The sequence below is a fragment of the Streptomyces sp. NPDC104106 genome (genome assembly GCF_055584345.1).
In genome coordinates this window covers 53565-71027 of sequence record NZ_JBVJMF010000019.1, presented here as the reverse complement: position 1 = coordinate 71027, position 17463 = coordinate 53565, and the positions used below count along the sequence as shown (strand labels likewise).

The 17463-nt window shown below is 72.1% G+C and carries 12 protein-coding genes; 9 read left to right on the top strand and 3 right to left on the bottom strand.

Annotated elements, in window-relative coordinates; genetic code table 11:
- The first annotated feature begins 78 nt into the window (after positions 1-78).
- Both ACZ60X_RS34160 and ACZ60X_RS34155 read left to right on the top strand, forming a co-directional pair.
- Positions 79-870, top strand: coding sequence for an IclR family transcriptional regulator (locus ACZ60X_RS34160; protein WP_469606948.1), 792 nt, complete (start codon positions 79-81; stop codon positions 868-870).
- Positions 871-1814: 944 nt separating this feature from the next.
- Entirely contained in the window at positions 1815-3224 is a 1410-nt protein-coding gene (locus ACZ60X_RS34155; protein WP_469606944.1) for a glycoside hydrolase family 16 protein, read from the top strand.
- Between the two features lie 78 nt (positions 3225-3302).
- Here ACZ60X_RS34155 and ACZ60X_RS34150 read toward each other — a convergent pair whose 3' ends face one another.
- Positions 3303-4208 carry a helix-turn-helix domain-containing protein gene (locus tag ACZ60X_RS34150; RefSeq protein ID WP_469606941.1) on the bottom strand — a complete coding sequence of 302 codons (906 nt, stop codon included), beginning with the start codon at positions 4206-4208 and terminating at the stop codon, positions 3303-3305.
- 146 nt (positions 4209-4354) lie between these two features.
- On the opposite strand from ACZ60X_RS34150, the gene tkt reads away from it, so the two are divergent.
- From tkt to ACZ60X_RS34115, 7 genes are all read left to right on the top strand, one after another.
- Positions 4355-6430 carry a transketolase gene (tkt, locus tag ACZ60X_RS34145; RefSeq protein WP_469606938.1) on the top strand — a complete coding sequence of 692 codons (2076 nt, stop codon included), beginning with the start codon at positions 4355-4357 and terminating at the stop codon, positions 6428-6430.
- A 62-nt stretch (positions 6431-6492) separates the two neighbouring features.
- A complete protein-coding gene (gene tal / locus ACZ60X_RS34140; RefSeq protein WP_469606936.1) occupies positions 6493-7638 on the top strand; it encodes a transaldolase in 1146 nt (381 codons plus the stop codon).
- Entirely contained in the window at positions 7635-9272 is a 1638-nt protein-coding gene (zwf, locus tag ACZ60X_RS34135) for a glucose-6-phosphate dehydrogenase (protein WP_469606933.1), read from the top strand. The genes tal and zwf overlap by 4 nt, the downstream gene beginning before the upstream one ends.
- Positions 9269-10195, top strand: a complete 927-nt coding sequence (gene opcA, locus ACZ60X_RS34130; RefSeq protein ID WP_469606931.1) for a glucose-6-phosphate dehydrogenase assembly protein OpcA — start codon at positions 9269-9271, stop codon at positions 10193-10195. Before zwf ends, opcA begins: the two co-directional genes overlap by 4 nt.
- 1 nt (position 10196) lies before the next feature.
- On the top strand, positions 10197-11855 hold the full coding sequence (gene pgi, locus ACZ60X_RS34125; RefSeq protein WP_469606928.1) for a glucose-6-phosphate isomerase: 1659 nt from the start codon (positions 10197-10199) through the stop codon (positions 11853-11855).
- 2 nt (positions 11856-11857) lie between these two features.
- Positions 11858-12736 carry a phosphogluconate dehydrogenase (NAD(+)-dependent, decarboxylating) gene (gene gnd, locus ACZ60X_RS34120; protein WP_469606925.1) on the top strand — a complete coding sequence of 293 codons (879 nt, stop codon included), beginning with the start codon at positions 11858-11860 and terminating at the stop codon, positions 12734-12736.
- A 6-nt stretch (positions 12737-12742) separates the two neighbouring features.
- Positions 12743-13336: a histidine phosphatase family protein gene (locus ACZ60X_RS34115; protein WP_469606921.1), complete on the top strand. Its 594-nt coding sequence runs from the start codon at positions 12743-12745 to the stop codon at positions 13334-13336.
- Positions 13337-13556: 220 nt separating this feature from the next.
- Here the strand turns inward: ACZ60X_RS34115 and ACZ60X_RS34110 are convergent, their stop codons facing one another.
- Together ACZ60X_RS34110 and ACZ60X_RS34105 are read right to left on the bottom strand one after the other, a co-directional pair.
- A complete protein-coding gene (locus tag ACZ60X_RS34110; protein WP_469606920.1) occupies positions 13557-15479 on the bottom strand; it encodes a glycosyltransferase family 39 protein in 1923 nt (640 codons plus the stop codon).
- Between the two features lie 172 nt (positions 15480-15651).
- Complete coding sequence (locus tag ACZ60X_RS34105; RefSeq protein ID WP_469606917.1) at positions 15652-17442, bottom strand: TIM barrel protein; 1791 nt, start codon at positions 17440-17442, stop codon at positions 15652-15654.
- Positions 17443-17463 lie beyond the last annotated feature (21 nt).

Here is a 17463-nt window from a genome sequence, read left to right as displayed (position 1 = left end):
TGTCGCGCGTAGGGTCGGCGAGAACGGTCCCGGCCGACGCGGCGCGGGAGGAACGGCGACAGGGTGAGGTGGGTGCCGGTGGGTGAACGGTCCGCTACCGACCGGCTGCTGGCCGTACTCGCCGCGTTCGACCACGGCCACCCCGCCCTGTCGCTGACCGACATCAGCCGCCGGGCCGGGCTCAGCCTGACCACCGCGCACCGGCTGGCCGCCGCCCTGACCGCGTGGGGCGCGCTGGAGCGCGACGCGTCCGGGGTCTACCACGTGGGGCTGCGGCTGTGGGAGGTGGCCGCGCTCGCCCCCCGCGGCCTCGGCCTGCGCCAGCTCGCGCTGCCGTATCTGGAGGACCTGTACGAGGCGACGCACGAGAACGTGCAGCTGGCGGTGCGGGACGGCGCGGAGGTCGTCTACGTCGAGTGGCTGTCGGGCCGCTCTGCGGTGGGCGTGCACATCCGCGTCGGTGCCCGCTGGCCGCTGCACGCCACGGGCGTCGGCCTGGTGCTGCTCGCCCACGCCGGGCCGGCCCTGCAGGAGGAGTACTGCGCCGGGCCGCTCGCCTCCTTCACCCCGTACACGCTCACCGATCCGGTGCGGCTGCGGCGCACGCTCGCCGAGGTGCGCCGCTCGGGGGTGGCGGTCAGCGAGCGTCAGGTGACGGAGGACGCGCTGTCGGTGGCGGCGGCCGTACGCGGCCCGGACGGGGAGGTGGTCGCGGCGGTGTCGGTGGTGGTGCCCCACGAGGGTGCCCAGGTGCCGGCGCTGGCCCCGGCGGTCCGGCTGGCGGGCCTCGGGATCTCCCGGGCCCTGGGCTGGCGGCCGGCTCGCGGTGCACGCGGACCCGACCCGTCCCGCCCCGCCTGCCCCTCCTGACAACGACCGCGGGCGCCCCAGGAGGGCGTCCCCGCCGGAATCTCCGGCGGCACCCCTTGCTCCACGGGCACACCCAGAAGCGGGGCGCGAGCTGCCCGCGCAGTGGCGGACGCGGACACGGACACGGAGGATGGCGCGGCGTGGGTCTAGGGCACCAGGGAACCGGCCGGGGCGGCAGCCGCGGACGTGCTCCCGGGCGGACCGTTCGCCGTGTTCGGTGCCGGGCCAGCGGCGGCGGCCCCTTCGGACGCAATCCGGCAAAAGCCGCCACGGCCACCGCGGCCCCGGCACGACGGGCACCACAACCCCAGCAGCCCCGGCGACGGCACGCACCACCCCACCGACACCCGCACCGCAAGCACCACCAACCCGCCGACCCCAGCACAACGGCCACCACCCCAACGACCCCGGCACGGCAGGCCACCCCGGCGACACCCGCACCGCACAAGCACCACCAACCCAGCCCCCAGCAGCCCCGGCACTGCACGCACGCCCACCCCGTGCACGCCGACGCCCACCCCCTGCACGCCGACGCCCTCGCCGTCACCACCGCTCCCGGCCACTCCGACATCCCTCACCGACGCCCCGCCCCAGCCACACCAACACCCACACCGCCCACCCCCACCCCGGCGCCAAGCAGGCAGCTCTTCACCAGCCCGGTCGAGGTGGCGGCCGGCAGCGGCACGCCGGTGGCCGTGCGGGGCACCCGTGACGACGGCTCGACGCTCGCGGGCGCCGGCCGAAGGCGGGCAGCGCGGTCTGAGCGGGTACGGGTGGCTTCACCCCGTGAACTCCCCCGCCGCTGGGGGACTTTCCCTGTTTCAAGGCTTGACGGCCGCGGGGGCGGGGAGCACATTGGCGGCACCGTGAGAGCGCTCTCAACCGGCCACGGATGGGAGGGCTCTCACACCGCCCCGCACTCCCCGTACTCCGAGAGGTCCCCCATGAGCGCACCCTCCGGCATACCCAGACCGCGCGCCCCGCGCCCCCGTCCCCTGCGGCGCGCACTCCTCGCGGTCGTCACGACGCTCGGTCTGGCGGCGGCCGCCGCCACGGCCGCGACCACGCCGGCGAACGCCACCGCGCCCGCGCCCCCGTCGGGCTGGACCCAGGTCTTCCTGGACGACTTCAACGGACCGGCCGGCTCCGCCGTGAACAGCTCCAACTGGCAGTACGACACCGGCACTTCGTACCCGGGCGGTGCCGCCAACTGGGGCACCGGCGAGGTCGAGTCGATGACGTCGAGCACGAACAACGTCTCCCTCGACGGCAACGGCGACCTGCTGATCACCCCGCGCCGCGACGCCTCCGGCAACTGGACCTCCGGCCGGATCGAGACCACCCGCACCGACTTCCAGCCCCCGGCCGGCGGCAAGCTGCGCGTGGAGGCCCGGATCCAGATGCCGAACGTGACCGGGAACGCGGCCGCCGGTTACTGGCCCGCGTTCTGGATGCTGGGCGCGCCGTACCGCGGGAACTACCAGAACTGGCCGAGCGTCGGCGAGCTGGACATCATGGAGAACGTCAACGGCCTGAACAAGACGTGGGCCACGATGCACTGCGGCACCAACCCCGGCGGCCCGTGCAACGAGACCACCGGCCTCGGCAACTCCACCGCCTGCCCGAACACCACCTGCCAGTCGGGCTTCCACACCTACACGATGGAGTGGGACCGCTCGGTGGCTCCCGAGGCGATCCGCTTCTACGTCGACGGCGTCAACTACCAGACCGTCACGGCGAACCAGATGGACGCGACGACCTGGGCCAATGCCACGAACCACGGCTTCTTCGTGATCCTGAACGTGGCCATGGGCGGCGGCTTCCCGGGGGCGTTCGGCGGCGGCCCGACCAGCGCCACCGAGCCGGACCACCCGATGGTCGTGGACTACGTGCAGGTGCTCCAGTCCGGCTCGGGCGGCACCACTCCCCCGCCGTCCGGCAACCGGGACGCCTACAGCCCGATCCAGGCCGAGTCCTACGACGGCCAGTCCGGCATCGGCACCGAGACGACGACCGACACCGGCGGCGGGCAGGACATCGGGTACATCGCGAACGGCGACTGGGCGTTGTACAAGGGCGTGAACTTCGGCTCCACGCCGGCCACGCAGTTCTACGGCCGGGTCGCCAGCGGCGCCGCGAGCGGTGTCAGCGGTCTGGTGCAGGTGCGGCTCGACAGCCCCACGAGCGCACCGATCGGCAGCTTCGCGGTGGGCAACACCGGCGGCTGGCAGTCCTGGCAGACGATCCCCGCCAACATCAGCTCCGTGACCGGCACCCACGACGTGTACCTGACCTTCTCGAGCGGTCAGCCGGCGGACTTCGTGAACGTGAACTGGTTCGACTTCGGGCACTGACGGCGTTCCTGGCGGTCCGGGGCTCCACGCACACGCGTGGAGCCCCCTTCGCCTTCGTCCGCCGCCGGCCGGCGCCGCTCAGCGCAGCTCCGTCCGGAACGCCACCGGCGTCCGTCCGGTGTGCAGCTGGAAGAACTTGGAGAAGTTCGCCGCGTCCGGGAAGCCGACCGCCGCACCCACGCGCCCGATCGGCAGGTCGGTGTGGGCGAGGAGGCGCTTGGCCTCCAGGATCACGCGTTTGTCGATGAATCCCTTCGGCGTCTCGCCGGTGGCCGCGCGGACGGCGCGTACGAGGGTGCGGCGGGAGTAGCCGAGCGCGTCGGCGTAGGCGCTGACGCTGTGGTTGGTGGCGAAGCCCTCCTCGACGGCGTCCCGGAACCGGGTGAAGGTGCTGTCCGTCTGTTGCCGGGAGGCCTCGGCGGAGCTGGCCGCGAGGTGGGCGAGACGGAGCAGGAACGCGGTGAGGGTGTGCCTGAGGACGGCGGTGTGCAGGCTGAGCGGGAGGGTGGCGGTGTCCTCGTATTCACGCCGCAGCTGGTCGAGGGCGGCCTGGAGGGCGGCGAGCTGCGCCGGGTCGGGATGCAGCAGCGGCGGCAGGTCGTAGCGGTACAGGCCGGTGGCCTCGACGGTGGCCCGCGGCAGGAAGCCGGGCTGCATGGTCAGGACGGTTCCGTGGTACGCGCTCTCCCGGGAGAAACGGTGGACCTGTCCGGGGCGGATCCACAGCAGGTCGCCGGCCGAGGCCTCGTACTCGGCGAAGTCGATCATGTGCCGTACGGGGCCCTCGGTGAAGAGCATCACGACGTGGAAGTCGATGCGGTGGACGCGTTCCAGCGGGGCGTCGGCGTGCCAGGTGCGGCCGGTGCCCATGGGACCGACCTGCATGCCGACGCGGCCGACGGCCAGCTCGGTCGGGAAGGGGAAGGTTCTGATTCCGTCGCCGTCCGTAGCACTGTCGTCAGCTTGTGGCGTTCTGTCAGCCATGTCCTCTTCGCGCCGTCCATGTTCCGTGATCGCTGTCCCAGATTCACCACAGACTGACACACCCCGACCTTCCGCCGAAAAAGTCAGACTTTTAAGTTTGAACACGTCAGGCCAGCGATCCCGCACTGAACGAGGACTTCTTGAAGATGACCACGCAGACTTCCGACAGCTTCGAGTGGACCGACCTCGACCGGCGCGCCGTCGACACGGCCCGTCTGCTGGCGGCCGACGCGGTGCAGAAGGTCGGCAACGGACACCCGGGCACGGCGATGAGCCTGGCGCCGGCCGCGTACACGATCTTTCAGAAGGTGATGCGTCATGACCCCGCCGACCCGGAGTGGGCGGGCCGTGACCGTTTCGTCCTCTCGCCCGGTCACACCTCGCTGACCCTGTACACGCAGCTGTTCCTCGCCGGGTACGAGCTGGAGCTGGACGACCTGAAGGCCTTCCGGACCCAGGGCTCGAAGACCCCCGGCCACCCGGAGTACGGCCACACCGCCGGCGTCGAGACCACCACCGGCCCGCTCGGCCAGGGCGTCGCCAACGCCGTCGGCATGGCGATGGCGGCCCGCTACGAGCGCGGCCTGTTCGACCCCGAGGCCCCCGAGGCCACCTCCCCCTTCGACCACACGATCTGGGCGATCGTCTCCGACGGCGACCTGGAGGAGGGCGTCTCCGCCGAGGCATCCTCGCTCGCCGGCCACCAGAAGCTCGGCAACCTGGTCTTCCTCTACGACGACAACCACATCTCCATCGAGGGCGACACCGCCACCGCCTTCTCCGAGGACGTCCTCGGACGCTACGAGGCCTACGGCTGGCACACCCAGCGCATCGAGCCGACCGCCGAGGGCGACGTCGACCCGGAGGCGCTGTACCGGGCGCTGAAGGCCGCGCAGGCCGAGACCGAGCGGCCCTCGATCATCGCGATGCGCACGGTCATCGCCTGGCCCGCCCCCAACGCCCGGGGCACCGAGGCCTCCCACGGCTCCGCGCTCGGCGAGGAGGAGATCGCGGCCACCAAGCGCCTGCTCGGCTTCGACCCGGAGCAGACCTTCGAGGTCCCGGGCGACGTCCTCCGGCACACCCGCGGGGCCCTGGACCGGGGCGCCGAGGCGCACGCGGCCTGGGACAAGCGGATCGCCGAGTGGCGCGCGGCCCAGCCGGAGCGGGCGGCGCTGTTCGACCGGGTCGGCAAGGGCGAGCTGCCCGCCGGCTGGCAGGACGCGCTGCCGGTGTTCGAGGAGGGCAAGTCCGTCGCCACCCGCGCCGCCTCCGGCAAGGTGCTGCAGGCGCTCGGCCCGGTGCTCCCCGAGCTGTGGGGCGGCTCTGCCGACCTCGCCGGCTCCAACAACACCACCATCGACAAGACCAGCTCCTTCCTGCCGACGGGCAACCCGCTGCCCGAGGCCGACCCGTACGGCCGTACCGTCCACTTCGGCATCCGCGAGTTCTCCATGGCCGCGGAGATGAACGGCATCGCCCTGCACGGCAACACCCGGATCTACGGCGGCACCTTCCTGGTGTTCTCCGACTACATGCGCAACGCGGTGCGCATGGCGGCGCTGATGCAGCTGCCGGTGACGTACGTGTGGACGCACGACTCCATCGGCCTCGGCGAGGACGGCCCGACGCACCAGCCGGTCGAGCACCTGGCCTCCCTGCGCGCCATTCCGGGCCTGAACGTCGTCCGCCCGGCGGACGCCAACGAGACCGCGGTCGCCTGGGCCGAGATCCTGAAGAGGCACGCCACCAGCCCCGCTCCGCACGGGCTCGCGCTCACCCGCCAGGGCGTGCCGGTGTACGCGCCGAACGAGGACGCGGCCAAGGGCGGCTACGTGCTGCGCGAGTCCTCGACCGAGGTCCCGGAGGTGATCATCATCGCGACGGGTTCCGAGGTGCAGCTGGCCGTGGCCGCGCGGGAGGCGCTGGAGGCGGAGGGGATCGGCACACGCGTGGTGTCGATGCCGTCCGTGGAGTGGTTCGAGGAGCAGGACCGGGCCTACAGGGACGCGGTGCTGCCGCCGGCCGTCAAGGCGCGCGTCGCCGTCGAGGCGGGGATCGGGCTGACCTGGTACCGCTACGTCGGCGACGCCGGCCGGATCGTCTCGCTGGAGCACTTCGGCGCCTCCGCCGACGCGAAGACCCTGTTCGCCGAGTTCGGCTTCACCCCCGAGAACGTCGCCGCCGCGGCCCGCGAGTCCCTCGCCGCCGCGCGCGCCTGACCCGGGACACCCATCCGCGATATACGTCCGCGAGAAGACAACGCGACGACGAGACAAGAAAGATGACTGACGTGACCGAAGCAATCGCCACCGCCGGAGCCCTCAAGCGCCTCGCCGACGAAGGGGTCTCCATCTGGCTGGACGACCTGTCGCGCAAGCGGATCGCCTCGGGGAACCTGGCGGAACTGATCGAGAACAAGAACGTCGTCGGCGTCACCACCAACCCGTCGATCTTCCAGGCCGCCATCGGCTCCGGTGAGGGCTACGAGGAGCAGCTCACGGACCTCGCCGTGCGCGGGGTGACGGTGGACGAGGCAGTGCGGATGATGACGACCGCCGACGTGCGCGCCGCCGCCGACATACTGCACCCCGTGTACACCGCCTCCGAGGGACGCGACGGCCGCGTCTCCATCGAGGTCGACCCGCGCCTCGCCCATCGGACCGAGGCTACGATCGCCGAGGCCAAGCAGCTGGCCTGGCTGGTCGACCGCCCCAACGTGATGATCAAGATCCCGGCGACCACGGCGGGTCTGCCGGCCATCACCGAGGTCATCGGGCTCGGCATCAGCGTCAACGTGACCCTGATCTTCTCCCTGGAGCGCTACCGCGCGGTCATGGACGCCTACCTGGCCGGCCTGGAGAAGGCCCGCGAGCGTGGCATCGACCTGGCCGGCATCCACTCGGTGGCGTCGTTCTTCGTCTCCCGCGTCGACTCCGAGATCGACAAGCGGCTGACCGCCCTCGGCACCGAGGAGGCCCTCGCCCTCAAGGGCCGCGCGGCCCTCGCCAACGCCCGGCTCGCCTACGAGGCCTACGAGGAGGTCTTCGCCTCCGAGCGCTGGCTGGCGCTCGCCGGCGAGAAGGCGAACAGGCAGCGCCCGCTGTGGGCGTCCACCGGGGTGAAGGACCCCGCGTACAAGGACACCCTGTACGTGGACGAGCTGGTCGCTCCGGGCACCGTCAACACCATGCCGGAGGGCACTTTGAACGCGGTGGCCGACCACGGCGAGATCACCGGCGACACGGTGACCGGCGGCTACTCGCGGGCCCGCGCCGACCTGGCCGCCGTGGAGTCGCTCGGGATCTCCTACGACGAGGTCGTCCAGCAGCTGGAGGACGAGGGCGTCGCCAAGTTCGAGACGGCCTGGCAGGACCTGCTGGGTGCCGTCGCGACGTCCCTGAAGAGCAAGGGAGTTGACGCCCGATGACGCAGAACGCACCCGCCGCCCCGGCCGCCGGGAAGGCACCCGCCAAGGCCGAGGCACCGGTGAAGGAACCGGCGGCGCCGGCGGAGGTGACCGTGCCGGTGGGCCCGGCCGCCGACTGGGTCAACCCGCTCCGCGACGCCCGCGACCGCCGGCTGCCCCGCATCGCCGGTCCGTCCGGCCTGGTCATCTTCGGGGTGACCGGTGACCTGTCCCGCAAGAAGCTGATGCCGGCCGTGTACGACCTGGCCAACCGCGGTCTGCTGCCGCCGGGCTTCTCGCTGGTGGGCTTCGCCCGCCGGGAGTGGGAGGACCAGGACTTCGCACAGGTCGTGCACGACTCGGTGCGCGAGCACGCCCGCACGCCGTTCCGCGAGGAGGTGTGGCAGCAGCTCGCCGAGGGCATGCGGTTCATCCCCGGCGACTTCGACGACGACACCGCCTTCAAGCAGCTGAAGGACGCGGTCGAGGAGCTGGACGCCTCCCGCGGCACCGGCGGCAACTTCGCCTTCTACCTCTCGGTGCCGCCGAAGTTCTTCCCGAAGGTCGTGCAGCAGCTGAAGAAGCACGGCCTGGCCTCCCCGACCGAGGGTTCCTGGCGGCGCGCGGTCATCGAGAAGCCGTTCGGCCACGACCTCGCGAGCGCCCGCGAGCTGAACGCGATCGTGCACGGCGTCTTCGAGCCGGACCAGGTCTTCCGCATCGACCACTACCTGGGCAAGGAGACCGTCCAGAACATCCTGGCGCTGCGCTTCGCCAACCAGATGTACGAGCCGATCTGGAACCGGTCGTACGTGGACCACGTGCAGATCACCATGGCCGAGGACATCGGCATCGGCGGCCGCGCCGGCTACTACGACGGCATCGGCGCCGCCCGTGACGTCATCCAGAACCACCTGCTCCAGCTCATGGCCCTCACGGCGATGGAGGAGCCGATCGCGTTCGACGCGGAGGCGCTGCTCACCGAGAAGCTGAAGGTGCTCAAGTCGGTGCGGCTCCCGGAGGACCTGGGCAGGCACACCGTGCGCGCCCAGTACGCCGGCGGCTGGCAGGGCGGCGAGAAGGTCGTCGGCTACCTCGAAGAGGACGGCATCGACCCGAAGTCGAAGACCGACACGTTCGCCGCGATCAAGCTGGGCATCGACAACCGCCGCTGGGCGGGCGTGCCGTTCTACCTGCGCACCGGCAAGCGGCTGGGCCGCCGGGTCACCGAGATCGCGGTGGTCTTCAAGCGGGCCCCGCACTCCCCGTTCGACTCCACGGCGACGGAGGAGCTGGGGCAGAACGCGATCGTGATCCGCGTCCAGCCCGACGAGGGCATGACGGTCCGCTTCGGCTCGAAGGTGCCGGGCACGTCGATGGAGATCCGGGACGTGTCGATGGACTTCGCCTACGGCGAGTCGTTCACCGAGTCCAGCCCGGAGGCGTACGAGCGGCTCATCCTGGACGTGCTCCTCGGCGACGCGAACCTGTTCCCCCGTCACCAGGAAGTGGAAGAGTCCTGGAAGATCCTCGACCCGATCGAGGAGTACTGGGCGGCGCACGGCAGGCCGGCGCGGTACGCGTCGGGCAGCTGGGGACCCGAGGAAGCGGACGAGATGCTCGCACGAGACGGACGGAGCTGGCGCAGGCCATGAAGATCGACCTGACCGACACCACGGCAAGCAAGATCAACAAGGCGTTGGTGCAGGGCCGCCGCGCCATCGGCACCCCGGCCGTGGGCATGGTCCTGACGATGGTGATCGTCACGGACGAGGAGAACGCCTACGACTCGATCAAGGCCGCCGAGGACGCCTCGCACGAGCACCCCATGCGGACGCTGGTCGTCATCAAGCGGCATGTGCGCACCCTGCGCGACCGCACCAACTCCCGGCTCGACGCCGAGGTCCGGGTCGGCTCCGAGGCCGGTACCGGCGAGACGGTCGTGCTGCGCACCTACGGCGAGGTGTCCGACCACGCCGACTCGGTCGTCCTGCCGCTGCTGCTGCCGGACGCGCCCGTCGTGGTGTGGTGGCCCGTGGACGCTCCCGACGCCCCGTCGACGGACCCGCTCGGCGCGCTCGCCCAGCGCCGGATCACCGACCTGTACGCGGCCCTCAAGCCGATGGAGGTCCTCGCGACCCGCGCCCGCAACTACGCCCCCGGCGACACCGACCTCGCCTGGACCCGGCTCACGCTGTGGCGCTCGATGCTGGCCGCCGCGCTGGACCAGGCCCGCACCAAGGTGACCTCGGCGGCCGTCGAGGCCGAGGCCGACAACCCCAGCGCCGAGCTGCTCTCGCGCTGGCTGGAGGTCCGGCTGAACGTGACCGTGGACCGCGTGATCACCGCCGGCCCGGTCGTGACCGCCGTACGCCTCGGGACCGCGAACGGCGAGATCGTCGTCGACCGGCCCGAGGGGCCGCTCGCGACGCTGACGCTGCCGCACCAGCCGCCGCGCACCCTCGCGCTGAAGGTCCGCCCCACCTCCGAACTCATCGCCGAGGAGCTGCGCCGCCTCGACGCCGACGAGATGTACGCCATCGCCCTGAAGGGCGAGGCCACCAGGGAGAACGCCTGACATGGCAGCACCTGAGTTTCCGAAGCTCACCCACCGGCCCGAGTGGACGGCCCTCGCCGACCACCGCGCCGAGGGCCGGCCGCACCTGCGCGAGCTGTTCGCGCAGGACCCCGGCCGCGCCGAACGCTACGTCGTACGGGTCGGCGACCTGTACATCGACTACAGCAAGCACCTGATCACCGACGAGACCCTCGCCCTGCTGCAGGAACTCGCCACCGCCGCCGACGTGTCCGGCCTGCGCGACGCCATGTTCCGGGGCGAGCGGATCAACGTCACCGAGGACCGGGCCGTGCTGCACACCGCGCTGCGCGCCCCGCGCGACGCGGTCGTCGAGGTCGACGGCGAGAACGTCGTGCCGAAGGTGCACGCCGTCCTCGACAAGATGGCCGCCTTCGCCGACAGGGTCCGCTCGGGCGAGTGGACCGGCCACACCGGCAAGCGGATCAGGAACGTCGTCAACATCGGCATCGGCGGCTCCGACCTCGGACCGGCGATGGCCTACGAGGCGCTGCGACCGTACACCGCGCGGGAGTTGACCCTGCGGTTCGTGTCCAACGTGGACGGCGCCGACCTGCACGAGGCGACCCGTGACCTGGACCCGGCCGAGACGCTGTTCATCGTGGCGTCCAAGACGTTCACCACGATCGAGACGATCACCAACGCCACCTCGGCCCGCTCGTGGCTGCTGAACGCCTTCGACGGCGACGAGAAGGCCGTGGCGAAGCACTTCGTGGCGCTGTCCACGAACGCGGCGAAGGTCACCGAGTTCGGCATCGACCCGGACAACATGTTCGAGTTCTGGGACTGGGTCGGCGGCCGCTACTCGTACGACTCCGCGATCGGCCTGTCCCTGATGATCGCCATCGGACCGGACCGCTTCCGCGAGATGCTCGACGGCTTCCGCCTGGTCGACGAGCACTTCCGCACCGCGCCCGCCGAGGCCAACGCCCCGCTGCTGCTGGGCCTGCTGGGCATCTGGTACGGCAACTTCCACGACGCCCAGTCGCACGCGGTGCTGCCGTACAGCCACTACCTGTCGAAGTTCACCGCCTACCTCCAGCAGCTGGACATGGAGTCCAACGGCAAGTCGGTGCAGCGCGACGGCAGGCCCGTTCAGTGGCAGACCGGGCCGGTGGTCTGGGGCACGCCGGGCACCAACGGCCAGCACGCCTACTACCAGTTGATCCACCAGGGCACCAGGCTGATCCCCGCGGACTTCATCGGCTTCGCCCGCCCGGTCGGCGAGCTGAGCGGTGAACTCAAGGCGCAGCACGACCTGTTGATGGCCAACTTCTTCGCCCAGACCCAGGCCCTCGCCTTCGGCAAGAGCGCCGAGGAGGTCCGCGCGGAGGGCGTGCCCGAGGAGCAGGTGGCGCACCGCACCTTCCACGGCGACCACCCCACCACCACGATCCTGGCGACCGAGCTGACCCCGTCGGTGCTCGGCCAGCTGATCGCCCTCTACGAGCACAAGGTGTTCGTGCAGGGCGCGGTGTGGAACATCGACTCCTTCGACCAGTGGGGTGTCGAGCTGGGCAAGGTCCTCGCCAAGCGGGTCGAGCCCGCCCTGACCGAGGGCGCTCTCGTGCCCGGTCTCGACCCCTCCTCGAAGGCCCTGGTCGCCGCCTACCGCACTCTCAAGAACGCATCGGAGAACTGATCATGCAGCTCGGTCTCATCGGTCTCGGCAAGATGGGCGGCAACATGCGCGAGCGGATCCGCCGCGCCGGCCACACCGTCATCGGCTACGACCGCAACCCCGACGTCTCGGACGTCAAGTCCCTCGAAGAGCTGGTCGAGAAGCTGGACGCGCCCCGCCATGTGTGGGTGATGGTCCCGGCCGGCACCGCCACCCAGACCGTCATCGACGAACTCGGCGACCTGCTGCAGCCCGGCGACACGGTCATCGACGGCGGCAACTCCCGCTGGACGGACGACGAGAAGCACGCCGCCGCGCTCGGCATCAAGGGCATCGGCTTCGTCGACGCCGGTGTCTCCGGCGGTGTGTGGGGCCTGGAAAACGGTTACGCGCTCATGGTCGGCGGCGACAAGGAGCACGTGGAGCCGCTGAAGCCGATCTTCGAGGCGCTCAAGCCGGAGGGCCCGTACGGCTACGTCCACGCGGGCCGGGTCGGCGCCGGGCACTTCTCGAAGATGGTCCACAACGGCATCGAGTACGCCATGATGCAGGCCTACGCCGAGGGCTGGGAGCTGCTGGAGAAGGTGCACTCCGTGGAGAACGTCCGCGAGGTGTTCCGCTCCTGGCAGGAGGGCACCGTCATCCGCTCCTGGCTGCTGGACCTCGCCGTCAACGCCCTGGACGAGGACGAGCACCTTCAGAAGCTGCGCGGCTACGCGGAGGACTCGGGCGAAGGCCGCTGGACGGTCGAGGCGGCCATCGACAACGCCGTCCCGCTGCCCGCGATCACGGCGTCCCTGTTCGCCCGGTTCGCCTCGCGCCAGGACGACTCCCCGCAGATGAAGATGATCGCCGCGCTGCGCAACCAGTTCGGCGGCCACGCGGTCGAGAAGAAGGACTGAACCACCGTGGGGGACCTCCTGCTGGTCCGCCACGGTGAGACGGAGTGGAGCCGGTCGGGACAGCACACGAGCTGGACCGACCTGCCCCTGACCGAACTGGGCGAGGAACAGGCCAAGTCCCTCGCCCCGATCCTCACCGGGCGGACGTACGCCCTGGCGCTGGCCAGCCCGCTGGGCCGCGCCATGCGCACCGCCGAACTGGCGGGCCTGATCGGGGTCGTGCCCGACCCCGATCTGCACGAGTGGGACTACGGCGGCTACGAGGGCGTCACCACGGTCGACATCCACCGCACGCGCCCCGCCTGGGACCTGTGGACCGACGGGGTACCGCCCGGTCCCGAGGGGCATCCGGGCGAGTCACCGCGGGAGGTCGGGGCGCGCGCCGACCGGGTCCTGGACCGCGTCGACGCCGCGCTCGCCGGGGACGCCGGGGACGTCGTCCTCGTCGCCCACGCCCACTTCCTGCGGGTGCTCGCCGCCCGCCGGCTGGGCCTTCCGCCCGCCGAGGGCCGGCTGTTCCAGCTGGCCACCGGCACCGTCAGCCGGCTGTCCACCGAGCACGGCCGGCCCGTGATCGCCGAGTGGAACAGGCGACCGTAACCACCCCGCGTGGCTCGGCTCCCGGGGGCTGCGGCCCGGTTCACCTCCGGTGGGCCGGGCCGCAGTCGTACAGCCGGTGGGTACGGTCACCGGAGTGGTAGGCAGCCGCGGGCACGACCGCGCAGTGTACGGTCGTCCAGCGCAGGAGCCCGCCGACGAGCGTGGAACAGGCGGCCGTAACCACCCCGCGAGGATCGACTTGCGGGCGCTGCGGCCCGGTTCACCTCCGGTGGGCCGGGCCGCAGTCGTACAGCCGGTGGGTACGGTCACCGGAGTGGTAGGCAGCCGCGGGCACGACCGCGCAGTGTACGGTCGTCCAGCGCACGAGCCCGCCGACGAGCGTGTGGTCCCGGTGCCGGTGTGCGGTCAGGACGTCGCCTCGCGACAGCACGACGTAGCGCAGCCGGCCGGAGTCGATCAGCTGGTGGAAGCGGGCGGAGGACGGGTACGGGACGCGTCCGGTGAAGCCGCCCATGGGCATCACGCGCGCGTTCGCCGAGATGACGTAGGGCGCGGCGGCCCACCAGCCGGGGATCGCGGCCAGGTACTCGGCGCCGTCGCGGTGCGCGGTGAGATAGCCGAGCAGGTGCCGCTGGGCCGGGGACAGCCGGGCCAGCGGGTTGCCCGCGCGGCGGCTGGTGGGGCCGACGCGGGCCAGCGAGCCGGGCTGGTTGTAGCGCGGCGACATCGCCGACGCGGACCAGGCGGCGGGCACGAGCAGGACCGCGGCCAGACCCACGGCCAGCCCGGCGGTGACCACGCGCGGACGGCGCCGGATCGCGGCCAGGACCAGGGCGAGCACGGCGAGGGCGGCGGCGGCCGGGGCGGACCAGGGCAGGAAGCGCGGATACCACAGGGTGAGGGTCACGCACCAGGCGGCGTTCACGGCGAGCGCCACCGGCAGCACCCAGGCCCGTCGGCCGCCCTTCAGACACGCCCGCCAGGCCCGTACGACACCGACGCCGGCGAAGGCGGCGAGCGCCACCGCGACCACGCCCATGTAGTAGGTGTGCCCCGTCACGCTGCCGAAGCTGAAGACGAGGAAGAACGTCGCCAGCCACACCCCCCACAGCACCTGGCCCGCGAGGAACCGGTCCGTGCGGGGCGCGCGCCGCCGCCACAGCGCCACCGCGCCGCCGACGAGCCCGAGCGCGGCCAGCGGATACAGCCACCCGGTCTGCGTGGCGAGCCCGGGGCTGAACATCTTCCAGACGCTGTCGCCCATGCCGGGGCCCGAACCGGCCGAGCGCAGGCTCTCGTTGGGCGCGACACTGCCCGTGCCCGCCGCGTCGACGCCGACCGCGTGGAAGCGGGTGAGGAAGTTGTAGCCGACGACCAGGCCGAAGGCCGAGTTGTCGGTGGTGCCGTCGAGGTAGGGCCGGTCGGCGGCCGGGGTGAGGGTGGCGGCCACCATCCACGACACCGACACCGCGAACGTCACCGCGGCGGCGAGCGCGAGGTCCCGCACCCGGCGGCGCAGGCTCGGCGGTGCGGCGACCACGTAGGTGGCGGCGAGCGCGGGCAGCACCGCCCAGGCCTCCAGCATCTTGCACTGGAAGGCCACGCCGACCCAGAACCCGGCGAGCAGCAGCGGCCCGGGCCGGCCCCGCTCGGTCGCGCGCTGGACCGCCTCGGCGGCCAGCAGGAGCAGCAGGACGAACGGCGCGTCCTCGGTGACGGACCGCCCGAGGCCGACGGTCACCGGGGTCAGGGCGAGGAAGGCGGCGGCCAGCAGCCCGGCCGGCCCGCCCGCCCAGCGCCGTACCACCACGTACAGCAGCACCACCGAGGCCACGCCCTCCAGGGCCTGCGGCACCACGAGCGCCCACGGGTGGAAGCCGAACACCAGCGCCGACAGGGCCTGCGGCCACAGGTAGCCGGGCAGCTTGTCGATCGTGAGGGTGTTGCCCGGGTCGAAGGAGCCGTAGAAGAACGCCACCGGGTTGTCCGTCATGCTGCGCACCGCGGCGGCGTAGAAGCCGTGGTAGGAACTGTGGTCCAGGCCCCACAGGGACAGCAGCGCCGCGAGTGCGGCTATGACCACCAGTACCGGGCGCTCGTACCGCTGGGTACGCTGACGGGGTGCGGTCGCGGGCGGCGGCCCGCCGCCCCGGACGACCGACTCGGTGGGGGTGCTCAGCATGAACGGCCTTTCAGGCTCCCGGCAAACATGGTGATCCGGGGCGCAGCGCGCATACCGGATCCCGCGGAGTATCGGCCGCCGATGGTGTACGGAGCCTGAATGGCAGCTGAACCCGGTGGAGGTCTCACCGGCCTCTCACCCCTGCGGGCATTCCAGTAAGAGGCCGGTCAGCTCAAGTCAAGAGCCGGCCCGCGTGCTGGGCGGCGAGCCGCACCGGCGCGTTGGCGGCGCCGTACCCGCGGTGACCGGGGTCGCGCTGGACGAGTTCGAAGAAGACCCGGCCGACGGTCTCGGTGTAGCAGTGCCGAAAGGCGCCGCCCGCGTCACGGTCGTAGAGGATGCCCAGCTCCCGGTAGGCGGCCAACTCCCCTTCGGGCAGGTCGAATCGGGCCGCGAGATCGTCGTAGTAGTTGGCCGGTACCGGCAGCAGCCGGCCACCGGCCGCGCGGAAGGCGCGGGCGGCGGCGAGCACGTCGTCGGTGGCCAGCGCGAGGTGCGCGGCGTGCACGGTCTCGTCGGCGGGTGCCGCGCCGACGGTGAGGGCGATACGGACGCCGCCGTCGGCGGTGGCGACGGCCCGGCTGCGCCGCAGCCCGTAGGGGTCGGCGAGGTCGACGCTCTCCTGGGCGTCGAGGCCGAGGACGCTGCGGTGGAAGAGGGCGGCGGCGTCGAAGTGGTGCCAGGGCTGGGGGACGGCGAGGTGGTCGACGCGGGTGCCTGCGGCGGGCTCCGGGGCGTCCGGCAGGTCGGCGAAGTCGTCGCGCCAGCAGGGCTGTCGGGGGTCCGCGGTGGCGAGGAAGAACAGTTCCGTGCCGTCGGGCGCGGCGACGGCGTCGAGCGGGGCGTCCTCGGGGGCACGCCGGCGGGGCAGGACGGGAGCGTGCAGGGCCTCCGCGCGACGGGCGGCCGCGGCGGGGTCGGGGGACGCGAGGCCGATCGCGGCGAGCCGGGTGCCCCCGCGGCGGGCTCCGGCGGCGGTGTTGACCAGGATCCGGGCCGTACCTCGCTCCCACAGGTCGACGGGTTTGCCCCGGTGCCGGGCGGTACGGGTGAAGCCGAGGGCGGTCAGCAGCGCGGTGACGGGTTCGGCGTCCGCGGTGCGGAGTTCGGCGAAGGCGACTGCGGTGGGGACGACCGGCGGGGGCAACTCGGCGGCGCCGACGGCCTCTTGGAGCAGCAGCAGGGACCGGTGGGCGTCCACGGCGGTGGCGCCGGCGTCGGCCTGCCGGTGGACGTCGTTGAACACCTCCAGCGACAGCGGCCCCCGGTAGCCCGCGTCGAGCACGTGCCGCAGCAGTCCCGCCACGTCGAAGCCGCCCTGGCCCGGGAAGCACCGGTGGTGGCGGCTCCACTGCAGCACGTCCATCGCGGGCAGCGGCGCGTCGGCGAGCTGGAGGAAGAAGATCTTCTCACCGGGGATGTCCGCGATGCCGCGGGGGTCCGAGCCCCGGGAGAGGATGTGGAAGCTGTCCAGGCAGGTACCGAGCGCCGGGTGTCCGGCCGCCTCGACGATGCGCCATGCATGGTCGTACGTGTTCACGTGCCGCCCCCACGCCAGCGCCTCGTACGCCACGCGTATCCCGAAGTCGCTCGCCACATCGGCGAGTCGGGCCAGTTGCGCGGTGGCGAGGTCGTCGTCGTCCACGGCGAGCGGGGACACGCTGGAGCACACGAGCACGGTGTCGGCACCGAGCCGCCGCATCAGCTCGAACTTGTGCCGGGCACGCCTGAGGCCCGCGTCGAAGACCTCGCGCGGTAGGGCCTCGATGTCCCGCATCGGCTGGTAGAGATCGATCCGCAGCCCGAGGTCGGCGCACCGGGCGCGGATCTCCTCGGGGGTGAGAGGGCTCGTGACCAGGTCGTTCTCGAAGATCTCGATCCCGTCGAACCCGGCCCGCGCGGCGGCGGCGAGCTTCTCGGTGAGGGAACCGCTCAGGCAGACGGTGGCGATGGAGGTGTGCATGGGGTCTCCTGACGATGCCGT

What these genes read in the sequence shown, in the direction of transcription:
- zwf (WP_469606933.1), top strand. Translation starts at nt 7,635, where the DNA reads ATGACGCAGAACGCACCCGCCGCCCCGGCCGCCGGGAAGGCACCCGCC.
- tkt (WP_469606938.1), top strand. Translation starts at nt 4,355, where the DNA reads ATGACCACGCAGACTTCCGACAGCTTCGAGTGGACCGACCTCGACCGG.
- ACZ60X_RS34150 (WP_469606941.1), bottom strand. Translation starts at nt 4,208, where the DNA reads ATGGCTGACAGAACGCCACAAGCTGACGACAGTGCTACGGACGGCGAC.
- pgi (WP_469606928.1), top strand. Translation starts at nt 10,197, where the DNA reads ATGGCAGCACCTGAGTTTCCGAAGCTCACCCACCGGCCCGAGTGGACG.
- opcA (WP_469606931.1), top strand. Translation starts at nt 9,269, where the DNA reads ATGAAGATCGACCTGACCGACACCACGGCAAGCAAGATCAACAAGGCG.
- ACZ60X_RS34105 (WP_469606917.1), bottom strand. Translation starts at nt 17,442, where the DNA reads ATGCACACCTCCATCGCCACCGTCTGCCTGAGCGGTTCCCTCACCGAG.
- ACZ60X_RS34110 (WP_469606920.1), bottom strand. Translation starts at nt 15,479, where the DNA reads ATGCTGAGCACCCCCACCGAGTCGGTCGTCCGGGGCGGCGGGCCGCCG.
- gnd (WP_469606925.1), top strand. Translation starts at nt 11,858, where the DNA reads ATGCAGCTCGGTCTCATCGGTCTCGGCAAGATGGGCGGCAACATGCGC.
- tal (WP_469606936.1), top strand. Translation starts at nt 6,493, where the DNA reads ATGACTGACGTGACCGAAGCAATCGCCACCGCCGGAGCCCTCAAGCGC.
- ACZ60X_RS34155 (WP_469606944.1), top strand. Translation starts at nt 1,815, where the DNA reads ATGAGCGCACCCTCCGGCATACCCAGACCGCGCGCCCCGCGCCCCCGT.